The sequence below is a fragment of the Cyanothece sp. BG0011 genome, assembly GCF_003013815.1.
Taxonomy (GTDB): Bacteria; Cyanobacteriota; Cyanobacteriia; order Cyanobacteriales; family Microcystaceae; genus Crocosphaera.
Map to the genome: position 1 here is coordinate 1 of NZ_PRLH01000141.1, position 17,093 is coordinate 17,093.

23 protein-coding genes and 1 pseudogene are annotated in these 17,093 nt (G+C 38.0%); 11 read left to right on the forward strand and 13 right to left on the reverse strand.

The window, feature by feature from the left end; all coding sequences use genetic code 11:
* A pseudogene (locus C4E06_RS28875) lies at nucleotides 1–269 on the forward strand (Uma2 family endonuclease); the annotation flags it as partial.
* Nucleotides 270–272: 3 nt separating this feature from the next.
* Entirely contained in the window at nucleotides 273–551 is a 279-nt protein-coding gene (locus C4E06_RS28135; RefSeq protein WP_198648783.1) for a hypothetical protein, read from the forward strand.
* Between the two features lie 46 nt (nucleotides 552–597).
* On the opposite strand, the gene gloA is transcribed toward C4E06_RS28135, so the two are convergent.
* From gloA to C4E06_RS17875, 7 genes are all read right to left on the reverse strand, one after another.
* Entirely contained in the window at nucleotides 598–1,029 is a 432-nt protein-coding gene (gene gloA, locus C4E06_RS17845) for a lactoylglutathione lyase (RefSeq protein WP_107669283.1), read from the reverse strand.
* Nucleotides 1,030–1,044: 15 nt separating this feature from the next.
* Nucleotides 1,045–2,715, reverse strand: coding sequence for a mechanosensitive ion channel family protein (locus C4E06_RS17850; protein ID WP_198648784.1), 1,671 nt, complete (start codon nucleotides 2,713–2,715; stop codon nucleotides 1,045–1,047).
* A gap of 225 nt (nucleotides 2,716–2,940) precedes the next feature.
* Nucleotides 2,941–3,729 carry an MBL fold metallo-hydrolase gene (locus C4E06_RS17855; protein ID WP_107669285.1) on the reverse strand — a complete coding sequence of 263 codons (789 nt, stop codon included), beginning with the start codon at nucleotides 3,727–3,729 and terminating at the stop codon, nucleotides 2,941–2,943.
* A 21-nt stretch (nucleotides 3,730–3,750) separates the two neighbouring features.
* The gene (locus C4E06_RS17860) at nucleotides 3,751–4,347 is read right to left on the reverse strand and encodes an aminodeoxychorismate/anthranilate synthase component II (RefSeq protein ID WP_107669286.1); all 597 of its coding nucleotides are present in this window, start codon (nucleotides 4,345–4,347) and stop codon (nucleotides 3,751–3,753) included.
* Nucleotides 4,348–4,393: 46 nt separating this feature from the next.
* Nucleotides 4,394–4,903: a diacylglycerol kinase gene (locus C4E06_RS17865; RefSeq protein ID WP_107669287.1), complete on the reverse strand. Its 510-nt coding sequence runs from the start codon at nucleotides 4,901–4,903 to the stop codon at nucleotides 4,394–4,396.
* A 90-nt stretch (nucleotides 4,904–4,993) separates the two neighbouring features.
* Nucleotides 4,994–5,512, reverse strand: coding sequence for an rRNA maturation RNase YbeY (ybeY, locus tag C4E06_RS17870; RefSeq protein ID WP_107669288.1), 519 nt, complete (start codon nucleotides 5,510–5,512; stop codon nucleotides 4,994–4,996).
* A gap of 10 nt (nucleotides 5,513–5,522) precedes the next feature.
* Nucleotides 5,523–5,711 carry a DUF3285 domain-containing protein gene (locus C4E06_RS17875; protein ID WP_107669290.1) on the reverse strand — a complete coding sequence of 63 codons (189 nt, stop codon included), beginning with the start codon at nucleotides 5,709–5,711 and terminating at the stop codon, nucleotides 5,523–5,525.
* Between the two features lie 199 nt (nucleotides 5,712–5,910).
* On the opposite strand from C4E06_RS17875, the gene C4E06_RS17880 reads away from it, so the two are divergent.
* The 3 genes from C4E06_RS17880 (at nucleotide 5,911) to C4E06_RS17890 (ending at nucleotide 7,921) form a co-directional block, all read left to right on the forward strand.
* Complete coding sequence (locus C4E06_RS17880) at nucleotides 5,911–7,194, forward strand: TldD/PmbA family protein (RefSeq protein WP_107669291.1); 1,284 nt, start codon at nucleotides 5,911–5,913, stop codon at nucleotides 7,192–7,194.
* Between the two features lie 62 nt (nucleotides 7,195–7,256).
* Nucleotides 7,257–7,592 (forward strand): type II toxin-antitoxin system RelE/ParE family toxin, encoded by a 336-nt coding sequence (locus C4E06_RS17885; protein WP_107669293.1) that lies wholly within the window; start codon nucleotides 7,257–7,259, stop codon nucleotides 7,590–7,592.
* A gap of 14 nt (nucleotides 7,593–7,606) precedes the next feature.
* The gene (locus C4E06_RS17890) at nucleotides 7,607–7,921 is read left to right on the forward strand and encodes a helix-turn-helix domain-containing protein (RefSeq protein ID WP_107669298.1); all 315 of its coding nucleotides are present in this window, start codon (nucleotides 7,607–7,609) and stop codon (nucleotides 7,919–7,921) included.
* A gap of 152 nt (nucleotides 7,922–8,073) precedes the next feature.
* Here the strand turns inward: C4E06_RS17890 and C4E06_RS17895 are convergent, their stop codons facing one another.
* The 4 genes from C4E06_RS17895 to C4E06_RS17905 are packed head-to-tail and all read right to left on the reverse strand — an operon-like array spanning nucleotide 8,074 to nucleotide 10,867.
* Nucleotides 8,074–8,754, reverse strand: a complete 681-nt coding sequence (locus C4E06_RS17895; protein WP_107669300.1) for a response regulator transcription factor — start codon at nucleotides 8,752–8,754, stop codon at nucleotides 8,074–8,076.
* Nucleotides 8,754–8,987 (reverse strand): ATP-binding protein, encoded by a 234-nt coding sequence (locus tag C4E06_RS28880; protein WP_232826289.1) that lies wholly within the window; start codon nucleotides 8,985–8,987, stop codon nucleotides 8,754–8,756. Before C4E06_RS28880 ends, C4E06_RS17895 begins: the two co-directional genes overlap by 1 nt.
* Nucleotides 8,988–8,994: 7 nt before the next feature.
* Nucleotides 8,995–10,206 (reverse strand): cell wall metabolism sensor histidine kinase WalK, encoded by a 1,212-nt coding sequence (locus C4E06_RS17900; protein ID WP_232826290.1) that lies wholly within the window; start codon nucleotides 10,204–10,206, stop codon nucleotides 8,995–8,997.
* Nucleotides 10,207–10,255: 49 nt separating this feature from the next.
* On the reverse strand, nucleotides 10,256–10,867 hold the full coding sequence (locus C4E06_RS17905) for a cupin (protein WP_107669302.1): 612 nt from the start codon (nucleotides 10,865–10,867) through the stop codon (nucleotides 10,256–10,258).
* A gap of 228 nt (nucleotides 10,868–11,095) precedes the next feature.
* Between C4E06_RS17905 and C4E06_RS17910 the strand changes: the two genes are divergently transcribed.
* The 6 genes from C4E06_RS17910 to C4E06_RS17935 all read left to right on the forward strand — a co-directional run bounded on the left by C4E06_RS17910 (nucleotide 11,096) and on the right by C4E06_RS17935 (nucleotide 14,991).
* Nucleotides 11,096–11,602, forward strand: coding sequence for a thioredoxin domain-containing protein (locus tag C4E06_RS17910; RefSeq protein ID WP_107669304.1), 507 nt, complete (start codon nucleotides 11,096–11,098; stop codon nucleotides 11,600–11,602).
* A 110-nt stretch (nucleotides 11,603–11,712) separates the two neighbouring features.
* Complete coding sequence (locus C4E06_RS17915) at nucleotides 11,713–12,360, forward strand: thioredoxin domain-containing protein (RefSeq protein WP_107669306.1); 648 nt, start codon at nucleotides 11,713–11,715, stop codon at nucleotides 12,358–12,360.
* 99 nt (nucleotides 12,361–12,459) lie between these two features.
* Nucleotides 12,460–13,311, forward strand: coding sequence for a cytochrome c biogenesis CcdA family protein (locus C4E06_RS17920; RefSeq protein WP_107669307.1), 852 nt, complete (start codon nucleotides 12,460–12,462; stop codon nucleotides 13,309–13,311).
* 3 nt (nucleotides 13,312–13,314) lie between these two features.
* Entirely contained in the window at nucleotides 13,315–14,277 is a 963-nt protein-coding gene (gene trxB / locus C4E06_RS17925) for a thioredoxin-disulfide reductase (RefSeq protein WP_107669309.1), read from the forward strand.
* A 48-nt stretch (nucleotides 14,278–14,325) separates the two neighbouring features.
* Nucleotides 14,326–14,634, forward strand: coding sequence for a thioredoxin domain-containing protein (locus C4E06_RS29625; RefSeq protein ID WP_107669311.1), 309 nt, complete (start codon nucleotides 14,326–14,328; stop codon nucleotides 14,632–14,634).
* A gap of 6 nt (nucleotides 14,635–14,640) precedes the next feature.
* Nucleotides 14,641–14,991 (forward strand): hypothetical protein, encoded by a 351-nt coding sequence (locus tag C4E06_RS17935; RefSeq protein WP_107669318.1) that lies wholly within the window; start codon nucleotides 14,641–14,643, stop codon nucleotides 14,989–14,991.
* 59 nt (nucleotides 14,992–15,050) lie between these two features.
* Here C4E06_RS17935 and C4E06_RS17940 read toward each other — a convergent pair whose 3' ends face one another.
* The gene (locus tag C4E06_RS17940) at nucleotides 15,051–15,665 is read right to left on the reverse strand and encodes a Uma2 family endonuclease (protein ID WP_107669374.1); all 615 of its coding nucleotides are present in this window, start codon (nucleotides 15,663–15,665) and stop codon (nucleotides 15,051–15,053) included.
* A 4-nt stretch (nucleotides 15,666–15,669) separates the two neighbouring features.
* Entirely contained in the window at nucleotides 15,670–16,986 is a 1,317-nt protein-coding gene (locus C4E06_RS17945; protein ID WP_107669320.1) for an aminopeptidase P N-terminal domain-containing protein, read from the reverse strand.
* Nucleotides 16,987–17,093: the final 107 nt, after the last annotated feature.

A 17,093-nucleotide genomic window follows, 5' to 3' on the forward strand; every position in this document is an offset into this window, starting at 1 on the left:
GCAAACGCTTGACTTATGATCAGGAATATTTGCAAATTATGAGTCCTTTGATGGAGCATGAGAACAATAATTGCTTTATTTCCCGTCTAATCTTCATAATGGCTGAGGAATGGGATTTAAACATTAAAAGTGTTGGTTCTCTGACTCTAAAAAGAGATGATATTAAGAAAGGAATAGAGCCTGATGCGTCTTTTTACCTGAAAAATGAACCATCAGTCAGAAATAAGCCACACATTGATTTGAATAGGGAGATGTCCCTCCAGATTTAGCAATTGAAATTGATATTACCCAGTGGTTCTCTTGATAAGTTACCCATTTATGCTGCTTTAGGTGTAGCGGAAATATGGCGATATGATGGGCAAGTTTTACGGTTTTATGGATTGAATGAGGAGAGTAAAAGCTATCAAGAAATTAGTCAGAGTTTAGCTTTTCCGTGGTTAGATATTTCCCTAATTCCTCAATGGTTGGAACAACGTTTAATTATTGGGGAAACAGCAGTTCTCAAACAAGTTAGACAATGGGCAATAGAACAAAAAAAGTATAATATTTAACTCAAAAATATGAGAGTGCAAAAAACACTCTCACATTTTAATTCTATTAAGAGGCTGCCCCTGCGGTTTCTTTTTCTTGTTTCGCTGATCCTTGGGTTCCGAGTTGAATTAATTCAATTTTGTAGCCATTGGGATCTTCAACAAAAGCAATAACGGTTGTACCGTGTTTCATAGGGCCTGGTTCTCTGGTAACATTGCCCCCCTGTTGTTTGATTTTTTCACAGGTTTCGTAGATATCATCGACACCTAAAGCAATGTGTCCATAGGCATTACCTAGGTCATAAGAATCTACACCCCAATTGTAGGTTAATTCAATAACTGCGGTGTCAGACTCGTCTCCATAACCCACAAAAGCAAGGGTAAATTCGCCTCCTGGATAATCTTTTTGACGAATCAGTTTCATTCCTAAAACATCACAGTAGAATTTTAAGGATTCTTCTAGGTTTTTAACCCGAAGCATGGTGTGTAAAATACGCATAATTTCTTAATTGAGTTAAACAACAATGTGATTATCGTGATCATTGCGATCTTTATTGTTCATGTTATCATTTGTAAACCAAACTTTCTGTTGAGGAACAGGTAAGGGTAAACCTTGTTTATCAAATTCAACTTTGAGACGACGACGAAATTCTCTAGACACATCCCATTGCTTGAGGGGTTTGGTTTTGATCCAAACTCGAATAATTAAGCCTCGTTGCTCAAAGTTATCAACTCCTAAAATTTCAGGTTTATCTACGATACAATTCCGCCATTGTCTATCCTTTGCCATGATTTCAGCCACGTCTTTAACAATGTGTAAAGCTTGATCGATATCAGCGTCATAAGCAACAGGAATTAATAAATCAGCCCTTGACCAATTACTAGAATGATTGGCTACAATTTTTACTTCACTATTAGGAATGGTAATTAATCTTCCTTCTGGATCTCGCAGTTGTGTGATTCTTAAATTGATATTTTCTACCAATCCACCGAAGTCCTGAACTTGAATGACATCACCTACCGCATATTGATCTTCGAGAATAATAAAAAAGCCGTTAATTGCATCTCGAATAAGGTTTTGAGAAGCCAAAGAAACCCCAACCCCTAAAATACCTAAACCTGCTAATAAAGGAGCCGTATTAACCCCAATTAACGATAAGCCAATCAGAAAACCTGATCCTGTCAAAATAATCGTTACGACACTACGAAACACTACGGTTACTGTATTAATTCGTAGTTGCAGACGTTGATTCTCATGAAAATCTAAGAGGTTACGAATCATCAAAATAGATGTCAACTTAGCAATTAAAGCATAACTTAAGCGAATTGCTAGATAAGTACCGACACCAACAACTCCCAATCTAGCAGGAATTCTCAGCAATGAGATTAACCAAATTTGAGCAATTCTTGTGTAAGGAAAAAGTCCGACAATAATCAAACTTGAACCTACCCAAATACCAGCTTGAACTAATTGTAATAAGCGATATTGAACTTCTTTAATATTCCAATGTTGACGATTGGTTAGCAACATGGACATGGGTTGATCGCTTCTTTCTTCTCCAATACTTTGTTGAGATATTTTTAAGTGGTTAATTTTGCGATTGATGAGTTTATTAATGATAAAAGCACCGCCTAAAATACCAATGGCAATTAATCCTCTAGAAATTAAAGATTCTAAGGTACGCTCATTTTTTGCCTGTCTTAATCCGTCTCTTAATTGCTCAATTATATTATTGGCTTTTGTCTCGGCATCAATCCCCTCATTTTGAAGATCAAGATTCCCAACGGTTATCAGTTGTATGGTTTCATCACCTACAGTCACATAAATTCTAGGATTTTCTTGCCCTCTTTGGCTAATTTCTAGGTCTGGGTTGTCTTGGGAAAAATAAAGATTAGTAATTCTCTCTAAACGATTATCAATCGTCTCGACTCGTTCAGCAATTTTTGATTTTGGGTAGGTGATATTGAATAGACAACGGCCATCTAAACGAATACAAGTGGTTACATTGGTTTCTTGTGAATTTTGGGGAAGCCAGCTATTAGTATCCTTAAGTTCCGGTAAAAATGGAAGGATTTGAGGTTGTGCTTTTACAGGTAATGTCCCTTGAACTGTTGTTATAAAGAGTAGGGTGGTTGTAAAAATTTGACGATTAAAAAAACGAATGAGTGAGGATTTATTTTTCACAGATTTAAACATAAATCAAGATCAACGAAAGAATTACTTCTTTGGTAATATGCCTCTTTATAGAGTGGAAATGATGAATATAGACAAGGATTAATTATCTATCCAATCAATTTCAGTATAACTTAACATTGAAATTTTGCAATAGATAGGGTTGATAATCTTCAATTACTTGTAACAAATAATACATTATCAACCCATTGAAAATCTATAACTTTTTAGACTGGTTTATGCTTTTAAAGCTGGTTTATAATTTAAGACACGAATTAAGGTTCCTTCTTTGGGTAAATCTTCAAATCTCAAACGAATTTGATTGTTATTAAGTTGTTTGACATTCATCTCCTTAACTAAGTCCAAAAAGTTACCCAGTGGCTCAATGTCACAGCTTTGGTCATCGGCAGCCGAAGTCCGATAATGGGTAGGTATCATTACTTTAGGACGTAACGTTTCCATTGCTTGTTTCCCTTCGACGGAATTATAAGCTTTTGGTCCCCCTCCAACAGGGATACAAGCGACATCAGGACTACCTAATAAAATTTTTTGTTCGATATCAATCGGGGCAGCTGCACCGCCTAAATGGACAACACGAATACCCCCTTGAGTCCAACGCCAAGCGACATTGGTTCCGAAACGTTGACCCCCTTGGCGATCGTGATCAATACCAACCCCTTGAAGTCGAAAGCCGTTAATTTCATAGACTCCAGGTTCATACAATACTTTGGGGTTCCCTGGTAAGTTTTCGGCTGCTCCTTCGTCCCACATTTGACTACTAATGATCACTAAGTCTGCTTCTACTTTCGGTAACCGATAGCCGGCCGTACAGCCAATCGCTCGGAATGGGTTGGCTAAAATTCTCATACCCCCTCCCGTAAACAAGAAGGCAGTATGACCTAAATATTGAATCAATAAGGAATCTTTCGGTTGGGCTGAAACTGGTTGAAAACGAGAGCTTATGGAGATCCCTGCGGTGGCCGCAGCACTAGCACCAGCGTAACGGATAAATTGTCGCCGTTTCATTATCAATCTTAAAAATAAAATTTATCGTGCATTTAACATCATAAGAAAGTTTTGCAACAGGGTTTTACCTGATGTGGTTAAGATACTTTCTGGATGAAATTGTACCCCTTGAAGGTGGGGATAGTCTTTATGTTGTAGTCCCATAATGGTTCCATCTTCAGTCCAAGCGGTAATTTCGAGGACATCGGGGAGGGTTTCTCGTTCTACCACTAAACTATGGTAACGGGTGGCTTCAAACGGATTATCTAATCCCTTAAATACCCCTTGATTATTATGATAAATAGGTGAGGTTTTACCGTGCATTAACAAAGGCGCAGAAATAACCTTTCCGCCGAACACTTGCCCCATACTTTGATGACCTAAACAAACTCCTAAAATGGGATAGGTTGAACCCAGTTCTTGGATCAAAGCTAAAGAAACCCCTGCATCTTCCGGGCGGCCGGGGCCTGGAGAAATAACAATGCCATCAGGGTTAAGATGACGGATTTTAGAGAGATCGATTTTATCATTACGGTAGACTTGGATGTCTGAAGCAACTGGCAAATTAAAGCCCAATTCTCCTAAATATTGCACCAAGTTATAGGTAAAACTATCGTAATTATCGATAACGAGAATCAATGCTTATCTCCTCGATGATGATGATGAATGCGATCGCTACAACTGTTTACAGAGAAAACATCATAGCAAATAAGGGGGGAGCAATAATAAACCCTGCTACCAAAACTGCAGCCAGGGCTGAAATCATAACCGCACCGGCAGCGCAGTCTTTGGCAACTTTGGCTAATTCGTGATAAGACTGACCAACGGTTAAGTCTACCACTGATTCTAAGGCGGTATTGAGTAATTCTAAGACCATAACCAAAGCACAGGTTAAAGCGACGATGGCCATTCCTAGGGCAGTGACGTGGAGAAACAGCCCAAAACTGATGGCAGTCGCTGTCATGGCTGTATGAATACGGAAATTGCGTTGAGTGACAAAGGCGTAGGAAATACCAGCCCAAGCATATTTAAAGCTCTGAAATAAGTTAGGGGCAATATGCCAAGCGGAACTATTTCTAATCTCTGAGGGACTTTTTTCCCTCGCATATTGGGCAATCTGGGGCTGTCTTAAGGCGGCTGCACTAGAAAAAAAGCTAGTGGCAGAGGATTGGCTCATTTTAAAATCGGCTTTCATAATCTTAAGTTTTGCTAAGTTTGGTACAGAATAATTAAATATTTTTACGAAGTCTGTTCAATTAGAACATATAGTGTAGCAATTATGCATTCAAAGACCGACAATTTTTAACAAAGTTTCTTGTTGTTGTAGCATTTTTTGTAAACTGGGTTCGTCAGGGTGGTCCCATCCTAACAAATGAAGGAAGCCGTGAGAGGCTAACCAAGGAAGTTCTCGCTTGAGAGAATGACCTTGTTGTTGTGCCTGTTTTTGGGCCGTTTCTACTGAAATAATAATATCTCCGATATATAATGGTTCTAAAAATTCTGGCTGATCAGGGATTTTTGGAAAATTTCCTTCTAAAGTCGCAAAGGCGAGTACGTCAGTAGGCTGATTTTTCTGACGATATTGAGCATTTAAGCTTTGAATTTCTTGATCTCCAGTTAATCTTAGGGTTAGTTCATAATGATCGCCTACCGGTAAATAGGAAATAAGGCTGTTTCCCCAGGTTTGAAACCAGTTTTTCCAAGTTTGGGATGAAATAGGGTAAGAAATTGGTGTTTGATCTGAACTAACCGCAAAAGCGTCTTGAACATTCAAGTCAATGATTGGATCAGAAGCTATCATCATCCTAGGTTTGCTAACGGGTTAAATAGGAAATGCCAATGAAAAAAGCCAGAAGTCCCACTGTGGTGAGAAAAAAGTGTTTCAGAGAGGTTCCTCCTTTGCGAACCATATTACGCATAGCTAGTTTAGTGTAACTGGGTTGAGGTTCTTCTGTGGGGGTTTTGGGGGTATTTTCTTGGGTAGATGGAGGTGTATTAGTCATATAATTTTTCCGTGTTTTTCCATAAGTCTGCTTCTTAATGTAACAGTTTGTTACTAAAGATCAATGATTTGAAACAGCTTACTTACTGATCGAGATCACCCCTCTAACTATAAAGGTTCCCAAATTCGGTAATAATCCTATCATCGGGAATAAGTAATCTCTCGTATTTTTAAGTAATTTTCTATCTTCGGTAAGATTTATGACTCTTGATGCACAACAGTTAATCGAGTTAGCCCTAAAAGCCGGGGCTTCCCACGCAGAAGTTTATCAGTCGCGATCGCAATCTCGTCCTGTGTTTTTTGAAGCTAACCGTCTCAAACAGTTAGAAAGTTCTAACTCCGAAGGAACGGCGTTACGGGTGTGGAAGGAGGGATCACCAGGGTTAGCAGTGGCTTATGGAGAGGTAGAAAGTGAAGCATTAGTAGAACGGGCGATCGCTTTATCTGATCTCAATGATCCTGAAACTATCGAACTACATGAACCTCGTACGGATATTCGGCCTTGTGTCGGAGAAGGTATTCCTGTGGAGAGGTTGATAGAAATAGGCAAAGAGGCGATCGCAAAATTACGTCAAGACTATGCAGAAGTGCTTTGTAGCGGTGAATTTAGCTGTCAAGAGGATTTTTCTTGTTTAGTCAATTCTTTGGGGCTTCAGTGTGAATACAGTGAGGTTTCTACGGATTTTTATCTAGGGGTGGAATGGGTTAGAGGTGAGGATTTTTTGGCTATTTATGATGGGGATCATAGTTACCATGAATTAGGGATTGATCCGATAGTAAAAGGGATTTTACAACGGTTAGCATGGGCAAAGGAAACAGTTACGCCGAAAACAGGGCGTATTCCTGTGTTATTTACTCCCAACGGCGCAGCGATGCTATGGGATACGGTGTCTGATGCGCTGAATAGTAAAATAGTTTTAGAAAAGGCTTCTCCTTGGAGTGAAAAATTAGGGGAAACAGTGATTTCTGAGAAGTTAAGTTTATCGCAGCAACCCAACCTTGAACCCTATACTTGTCCGTTTGATGATGAGGGGACAGTGACACAACAATTATCTTTAATTACAGAGGGAAGATTAGAACAATTTTACAGCGATCGTACTAGGGCGAGATTATTAGGTAATAAAAGTACAGGGAATGGGTTTCGTTCGAGTTTAGGGAGTTATCCGACTCCTAGTTTAGTTAATTTAATTGTTGAACCTGGAAACAGTAATTTTGATCAGTTAGTTAAACAGTTAGATAACGGTATTATTGTGGATCAAATTTTAGGGGGTGGTGCGGATATTTCGGGAGATTTTTCTATTAATGTTGATCTGGGTTACGGTGTAAAAAATGGAGTAATTACAGGAAGGGTTAAAGATACGATGGTGACGGGAAATGTGTATCAAGTGTTAAAAGAAGTTATTGCTTTAGGTAATGATTCTCGTTGGATAGATTCTTGTTTGACTCCTTCTTTATTGGTGGAAGGGTTATCAGTGACAGGATAAAGTAGATGGGCAAAATTTTGATTATTTAATCTATTTGATTTAACAGATCATATAATTAAGCAATGGAGCAATCATTTAATAAAGTTCTCGTCTGGTTGAAAGGAGAAGTAAAAACACCGCCTTTTTCAAGTCAAGCTAGGATAGAAGTTGGCTATTTATTACGTCGATTACAACAAGGCAAATCTTTATCAATGCCTCAATCTCGTCCTATGCCTAGTATTGGTTCTCGTTGTCATGAATTGCGGATTAACGATAATGAACAGACATGGCGCATTATTTACCGAATTGACGAAGATGCGATCATTATTGTAGATGTATTTGCTAAAAAGACTAACAAAACACCAGAAAATGTTATAAAACGTAGTCAACAACGATTAAAACAATATGACAATATCTAAGGAATAAACCTATTATGGATAACAATAAACGTCAAAAACTTGAGCAAGCTGGCTGGCAAGTAGGAACAGTATCTGAGTTTCTAGAATTGTCCCCATCTGAGTCACAAATGATAGAGTTAAAATTAGCTTTAAGTCAACAGTTTAAATCATTAAGAGAACGTCAAAAACTTTCTCTACAAGCTTTAGCAGAAAAAATGCAATCGAGTCCATCAAATGTGGCTAAAATTGAGGAAGGTGATTCTTCTGTGACCATTGATTTAATGATTCAAGGTTTATTTTCAATGGGAGCAACTTGTCAAGAAATTGCTAAAATAATGCTTGATTCTTAGTTAAATTAGATTTATATTAATTATACTTTAAGCAGTTCCCATACTTGTGAGGTACATAGGCTATCCCTCTGAGGCAGGTGTTAGGTGTTAAGTCTTAGGTGTGCCTTATGAGTCTGAGAAACGTTATGTCCAACATCCTACCCCTAATCGTGTCAAATACGCAAAACATAACCCACTCCTCGAACAGTATGTATCAATCTTGAAGAGTGGTTTAGTTCTAATTTTAATCGCAAAGCCCGAATATAAACATCGACAATATTCGATTCTCCTGTATAGTAATAACCCCAGACATTTTCAAGTATTTGATTTCTACTCAAGACATGAAGAGGATGTCGCAATAAATATTCTAAAAGGTCAAATTCTTTTGCCGTTAATTCAATTGACTGCTTGGCTCTATAAACCTCCCTTGTGAGCAGATTCATGTGTAAATCTTCAAATTCCAAGGTTTCTGAGGAGTCAGTGTCAGTCCCTATACGACGCAGACGAGCTTTAGCTCTGGCTAAAAGTTCTTCCATGCTAAAAGGTTTCGTTACATAATCATCAGCACCACTATCTAAACCTAGAACTCGCTCTGTAATTTCGTCTCTTGCCGTCAGCATAATAATGGGGATTTTAACTCCCGTCTTTCTCAGGCGTAAACAAATATCTAATCCCGATATTCTAGGTAGCATCCAGTCTAAGATAATTAAATCAGGACAACATTCACGAGCTATATTAAGGGCATCTATACCATCATGAGAAACGGTCACTTTATATCCTTCGACGAGCAATTCTGAAGAAATAAACTGTGCGATTTTAGTATCATCTTCCACCACCAGAATATGTTCGCTCATTAAGCTGTCCTCCATAAAGGTAAAGTAATGGTAAACATACTGCCTTCTTGGGGTTTTGAACGAAGGGTAATCTTTCCTCCCATTCCTTTGATCAAACTTTTAGCGATCGCTAATCCTAGCCCTGTACCATCACGGGAGCGAGTCATCATCTCATCCACTCGATAAAATCGTTCAAAAATACGCTGTTGGTAGGCCAAACTAATCCCTACACCATAATCACGCACATGAATCATTGCTACATCAACGGTTTTTTTCTAAAATGATATCAACTGATTGAGGAGCGAAAGAGTATTTAAGAGCATTGTCGACTAAATTAATTAACACTTGTTGTAAACGATTTTGATCGGCATAAGTCACAACATCCTCATTCGTTATAATTAAATTTATTGAGCGATCAGTTACTTTCTGAGTCATTTCCACAACTTCTGTTACCACAGTATTTAACATAATAGGACGACACCGAAAATGTAAGTGACCACTATCAGCACGAGCTAAGTCAAGCAAATCTTCCAACATCCGAATCGTTCTTTCTGTTTCTCCCGTTGCTGTTTCTAAGGCTTGAATTTGGTGGGGACTCAAATTATCCCCTTTTCTGAGAAGACTGCTTAAGTAACCAATGATAATAGTTAGAGGAGTTCGTAACTCATGGGAAACATTGCCGACAAATTGGCGTTGTTGTTCCCATGAACCAGAAAGTCGAAATAACATATCATTAAAGGCTTGAGCTAATCCTAAAATTTCTTTTGGAGCTTCATTTAGTTTTAATCTTGCACCACCTAAATCCTCAGCGGATACGGTCATTGCCACCTTACTCATTTGTTTAAGGGGGCGTAAACTTCGACCAATACGATAACAAATCGCCACAATCAAAATTATAATTGTGGCAAGACTAATAACCAATAATCGCCAAATACTTAAATTTAGTTTTTGTTGGTCAACAGTAATATCTTGAGATAAGTATAATTTGCCGAGGGAATTACCATTGACAATCAGAGGAGTTCCACATAAGACAATATCACGGCCATTAAATCTTACCACTTGAGGTTTTACCGGTACTCGATTCATTGCTTCTATGGCTTGAAATTCAGCCCCAGAATCATCTAAAGTCGAGGATTTTCCTATAAGTTTTCCTTGAGAATTTCTAACCCATAGGACTAAGTTAGAAGTGGAAACTTTACTAATAGTTTTTTGGATTCGTGTTTCCCAAGATTCAGACTGTGTATCAAATTCAAGTTCTTCAGGAAAACGCATCGCAATGTATTCTAAAGTTTGTTTATGGGCAGAAACTAAATTTTGCTCCATTTGCCATCCTGCCCAAAAAGTGATGCCACCCAATCCGATAACTAACAAAACGACTAATTCCAAGGTTAATTGAAATTGAAGAGAAGAAGGGCCTATTTTAGTGATCTGAGAAAATTTGAGTTGATGATCCAATCTTTTAATGAAATTCATTCTATACTTTCCTTGTTAAGTAGAACAAAGTTGTTGAGTTTAAAGTCGGTTAAAAATTTTGCGCTGTCCCTTGAATGGGATCAAACTCATATCGACTATCAAAATCAGTTTCCCCATATAAATTAAAGCTAATCGTTGGTTCATTACCCATAGCTTCTATTTGGTGAATAGCTGATGGCATAAAACACAGAATATCTCCAACAGTCAAGATTTGTTCTCCGACCTCTTGAATTTGATCAGGCAAATTAGGTTGAGGTGATCGCTTCCAAAACCTATTTTTTTCTACACCACTTAATAAAGCAACTAATCCCCAACAACCATGATTATGAATCGGTGAAATTGTTCCCTGTTTCCAGGCAACTAATTGTATTGTTAAAGGAAATGAAGGCTCATCATAGAGTGTCATGATATCCCAGCCAGTTGTCGGATTTGGCTCAAGCATTGACAATAAAAGCCAAGGAGAATCATTTAATAACTGTCTCACTAAAGGGACAATTTTCCTTAAGCGTAAATAATCATCCTTTATCGTATCTAAAATATTTTCTAAGTCTGTTAAAAAACGATACAGGCGATAAGGTGAAAATTGTTCCTTCTCAGGCGTAATTGTATCAAGACAGTGGCAATGTCCGTCATTCTCAACTAACCAATCTGGCTCATTCATAAACAAAATCTCAAACTTTAATAATACTTTGATTGTAGGATATGGAGTGATTGATAAAATTAGTGATAAATGAAAATACAATGAATTTTCTCTAAGAATTCTTCTAGACTTGCTGAAAGTCGTCATTAAATATTTTAATTGAATCTAAATCTAAAATTCAGCTTCCCCTCATCTTGGCACTGTTTAATCAAAGTAGAGTTTGATTGAAAATAATGAGGAGATTTAACTATGTTCCCAAAATCAACATCATTGTGGCTGAGTCTTTATTTAACTAGCGTTGTTATTCCCTTCTCTTTAGTTACCAATCATGAGAAGGTCTCTGCTTCTAACGACGTTTCAACATCACAACTTCATGCTTGTGCAGGTAGCTCTCGTAGAAATGTCGGTGGACCGTTAGCCAGAGAATTACAAGGAAAACCCGTTGTTGTTGACATTTACGCGAGTTGGTGTGCAGCTTGTAAAAATATTGCTCCTACCCTCTCTCAATTAAAACAACAATATCAAGGAAAGGCTTATTTTGTTGTCTTGGACGTGAGTGATCAAGCCAAAGCACGTCAAGCAGAAGCTAGGGCAAGACAGTTAGGTTTAGGAGACTTTTTTGCTCAGCATAAATCACAAACAGGGACTGTTACCATTGTTGACCCTGCTAACGGTAATATCCTAACTCAGCATCGTAATAATAATAAATTGAGCGATTATACCTCCGTATTAGATGCTGCTATTTCTCAGAGATAATTGACGTGAAATGTAGAATTCTGAGATTTCTGCCGAAATATTGTCTAGTTCAAACTTCTCTTTTATAACTTCCTCACACAACAAACATCATTTATTCAGGAATTTGTCCCATGAAGATTAAATATTTTTCTTTATTTGCCATAGTTTCATTGTTAAGTGTAGGAACATTAACAGCTTGTGCTAATCCCTGTGCTGGACAATCTACCTCAACCACAGCTAATCAGGTTACTCAAAATGACCCATGCGCTGGAAAAAATCCTTGTGCCGGGGCTAATCCCTGCGCTGGAAAAAACCCTTGTGCCGGGGCTAATCCCTGTGCTGGAAAAAACCCTTGTGCCGGGGCTAATCCCTGTGCTGGGAAAAACCCTTGTGCCGGGGCTAATCCCTGTGCTGGAAAAACCAAAACGATTGGTGCATCTTTAGCCCAAGAATTGCAAGGAAAACCCGTTGTTGTTGATATTTATGCGAGTTGGTGTGCAGCTTGTAAAAATATTGCTCCAACCCTTGCACAACTAGAAAAAGATTACGCCGAATCCGTGAATTTTGTGGTTCTCAATGTTAGTGATCAATCTACCACGACTCAAGCCCAGACCAAAGCTAAAAAATTAGGGTTAGCTAAATTTCTGAAGGAAAACAAAACTCAAACTGGAATGTTAACCATTATTGATCCGGCGACGGGAGAAATTTTAGCCCAACATCGCAATAATCCTAATATTGCAGACTATCAAACCGTTTTAGATAAAGCCATAAGTCAGTGAGCTTTCGTCTCACTTTAATCATACAAGCTTCTGGCTTGTCCTGAGCCGGATGCTTGTTCGACACAGGATTAGTGTTTCGATAAGGATAAGGAGATTTTAATGACCCAATTACAGAAACCACCACCGAAAAAGAAGAGTTTAGGCCGTCCTAAACGCTCAAAAAAATGGTTGTTTTATTTCGGATTAGGTTTACTGGCTTTAATTATTGTTGTCACCCTCGGTCCAGTCATCAGCCATCCCATTGAGCAACTCATTTCCATTGTCGAAAACCAATATCAACAGTGGTTTGACCAGCAAGATACAGCCAATCCTTTTGTCTTATTGCCTTTAGCTTTTTTGGGAGGATTATTAGCCAGTGTATCCCCTTGTATCTTAGGCTTACTACCAGTTAATCTCAGCTATATCGGTACGCTCAAAATTAAATCCCGTTGGGATGCTTTTACTAAAGCCGGCTTATTTGTACTAGGAGCAGTCACAATTTTAAGCTTATTTGGTTTAGTTTCCTCCTTTGCTGGAGCAGTGATGGTAGATTACCGAGGCTATATCAATATTGTGGTCGGACTAATTATGGCTCTCATGGGCTTATGGTTAATGGGGATCATCAAAATACCCTTACCAGAAATGAGTGCTAATCTCCCCAAAGCCGGTCCTTATGGAGTCGGGTTAACCTTTGCTTTAATTAGTGGTCCTTGTGCTAGTCCTGTATTATTTGCTGTACTAACAGCAGCAGCAGCCACAGGTTCTCAAGTTTTAGGGACTCTGACGATGGTTAGCTACGCTCTCGGTTATACCATTCTAATTTTCTTGGCGAGTTTATTTACGGGATTAGCTAAACAAAGTAATAATCTGTTGAAGCATTCTGAAACCATTATTCGCTTCGGTAGTGTGGCCTTAATTATGACTGGTGCTTATTACTTATTCACAGGGACTCAATGGTTTTTGGGAGGTTAAATCATGGTAGAAAATTTAGTGATTATTGGCTCTGGTCCGGCTGGTTATACGGCTGCAATTTATGCAGGTCGAGCGCAACTACAACCCCTTGTTTTTGAAGGTTTTAGTGCTGGTGGTGTCCCAGGAGGGCAATTGATGACGACGACAGAAGTAGAAAATTTCCCTGGTTTTGCTAAAGGGATTAGCGGACCTCAATTAATGAAGGAAATGCGTCAACAGGCTTTACGGTGGGGGGCTAATTTAATCACCGAGGATGTGGTTAAAGTGGATTTTCGACAATACCCCTTTATTGTGAGAGCCAATGAGAAGGAAGTGCGAACTTTTGGGGTGATTATTTGCACGGGTGCGACGGCTAAACGATTGCATATTTTAGGAGAAGATGAGTTTTGGAATAATGGGATCTCTGCTTGTGCGATTTGTGATGGTGCCAGTCCTTTATTTCTTAATGCTGAGGTGGCAGTGGTAGGTGGTGGCGATTCCGCCGCCGAAGAAGCCCTTTATTTGACGAAATACGCTACTAAAGTTCATTTATTAGTTAGACGAGAACAATTACGGGCTTCTAAAACTATGCAAGAACGTCTTTTTGCCCATCCTCAAATTAAGATTCATTGGCATTCTATTCCCATTGCTGCTTATGGTGATGAAGTTTTACAAGAGGTTAAAGTCCAAAATGCGATCGCTCAAGAGGTTTGGCAGTTACCTGTTAATGGTTTATTTTATGCCATCGGTCATACTCCTAATACCCAATTGTTTCAAGGACAAATTGCTTTAGATGCTCGTGGTTACATTGAAACTAGGGGCAAAAGCACTGCTACCAATATCGAAGGAGTTTGGGCTGCTGGAGACGTGCAAGATTCCTATTACCGCCAAGCTATTACCGCCGCCGGAACTGGTTGTATGGCTGCTTTAGAAGCGGAACGTTGGTTATCAGAAAGGAAATCTTTGAGGTTTCTTTCAGCCGCTTAATTTAAAGGTTTTTTAGCTCAATCTATCAAATTTATGGAGGAAATGATGATGACTAATTCTAATTTATTATCCCAATTACAACAGGAATCAACTAAACCTATTTTGGTCAAATTTGTTGCTCCCCATTGTCCCTCTTGTGAAACCCTTACTCCTGTTTTAGAGCAGTTAGCAGATGATCATCCTGATGATTTTCATTTAGTCACCATTGACATGACAGAAGACCCTGAATTAGCCATGAAATTAAAGGTCAGAAGTGCGCCAACAGTTGTCTTATTCCAAGGGGAAGAAGTCAAGGAAAAAATAGCAGGATTGAAGCCCAAAAAATTCTATGAAGCTTTAATTGAGAAAACGGCTTAAAGATCAATGAATAAAAGGAAGAAAATCATTACTATTACCCATGCTCGTACAGGGGAATTAATTGCAAAGGGTGAAGAAGGATGGGGTTTTATGCCCTTTGAGGGTAATTATTACATCCGTGCAAAGTATATCAAAACCCAAGGGTTTCAATTTACCTTAATTCCGGGATTTTGTATTTACAAATTTCTCTATATTTGGTTAAATCTGAAAGTTAAAGGTAAAACCGAGAAATTTATTGCTTGGATGTATGTAATACCTAATCCCCTACTTCCTTTTATCTGGTTTCGCATTGCTTTACCTCGAAATCATCCTTGTTTAAGAGTTGATATACAAACATTATATTACCTGAACATTTAGAAATACCTGAGAGTTGGAAGAATAAATAATATAATAAACCTATTATAAGTCTATAATTATTATCTTTTTCCTTGAAATATTTGATTCACCGTTAACTCTAGTTTAGGAAAACTTAAAGATTTAATTTGCTCATTATTTCTAAAATATTTCACTTGATATTCACCATCAAACAGATTATAAATAGAAATAGTAGGCTTTTTAGGATTACCAATATAACGAGAACCACCAATCCCTAAATAATCTACAATCCAGTATTCATTAATACCAATTTCTTCATAATCTCTTAGTTTTGTTAGGTAATCATCTCGCCAGTTACTACTAACAATTTCTATCACTAAAGGAATTGATTTTCCTTTGGTTAACGTTGAATATTTTTCCCATAATGGTTCCTCTTCCAATACATTTCTATCCACAACTAAAACATCAGGTAAATAACCAGTATTTTCATTTAAAACTTTTACGATTGCTTGTTTAGGTAAAAAATAATCTAAGTTTTTTTGTCTAAATAAACAAGCAAATTCTACTGCTAAAAAACCCGAAATCTCTTCATGTTTTCCCTTGGGTTGCATTTCAATAACAACTCCTTTATGTAACTCATAACAACTATTTTCGGGTTTCCAGTCTAAAAACTCAGAAAAAGTCATTAAGTTAGGTGAAACTTTAGCTTCTATCATCTTTCTAAATAATCTCATCAATCGCTTTAGGAACCGCAGAAGTTAACACTTCATAACCTGTTTCTGTTACTAAAATATCATCCTCAATTCTAATACCAATTCCTCGCCATCTTTCAGGAATTTCGGGTTGTCCTTCTGCTGGTTTAATATCGTTACCGATGTAAATTCCTGGTTCTACGGTTAAAACATGACCCGGTAACAAAGGATGCCAGTTTTCTTCATCTTTTTTATAAACCCCTACATCATGCACATCTAACCCTAACCAATGACCGGTTTTGTGCATATAAAAAGGTTTATATTTTTCTTCTTTAATTATCTCTTCTAAGTCCCCTTTTAATAACCCTAAATCAATTAATCCTTGCACTAAAACACAAACAGCAATATCATGAAACTCATTATAAGGGTTTCCTGGTTTAACTTCTTCAATAGCTTTTAGTTGTGCTTCTAAAACCAACTCGTAAATGGCTTTTTGTTCCCCTGTAAATTTACCATTGACGGGAAAAGTTCGGGTTATATCTCCATTGTAATAACCATAGGAACAACCAGCATCAATTAATAATAAATCATTCTCTTGAATTTGACGGTTATTTTCAATATAGTGGAGAATACAAGCATTAGAACCGGAGGCTACAATAGAAGGATAAGCAGGGCCTATTCCTCCATGAAGTTTAAAAGTATGCTCTATTTCTGCTTGAATTTGATACTCATAATGACCGACTTTAACAAATTCTCTTGCACGGTTATGAGCAGCAGCAGAAATGTCCATCGCTTGACGTAACATTTTTAATTCTGAAGCACTTTTAACCTGTCGCATGGGGTGTAAAATAGGGTTAGTATCTTCAATAGCAACGGGGCCAGTTCCTCGTTTGGGATAAGTAGCCATTAATCGTTGCCAATGAGATAAAATAACCTCATTAAAATGCTTATCTCGCCCTAAATGGTAATAGATACGGTCAGCTTTCTTGAGATAGTCGGGTAATTTTTCGTTTAATTCTGTGATGGGATAAGCAATATCTGCGCCATACTTTTCTTTGGCTGCTTCTACCCCACACCGATAACCGGTCCATGTCTCTTTTTCGGGGTCTTTGGGTTGTACAAATAGGATAAAATGGTGTTCTTCGTGATGTGGCGCAAATACGGCCACTGCTTCGGGTTCATTAAACCCTGTTAAGTAGAAAAAGTCACTATCTTGACGGAATATATATTCTACATCATTGTGCATTACTGCGGTGGGTGCGCTGCGAAAAATGGCCGTTCCTTGACCGATTTTTTCCATTAATTTTTGTCTACGTTGGCGGTATTCGCTACTGTCAATTACCATAACACTCTATTTTACTTTTCCTGTCTTCTTAGCATAACTTAAAAACTTGCGAAAGGGTAGGAATTTTAGTTTATAACAGTTCTCAAAAGTTATTAAAGATTTAAGTG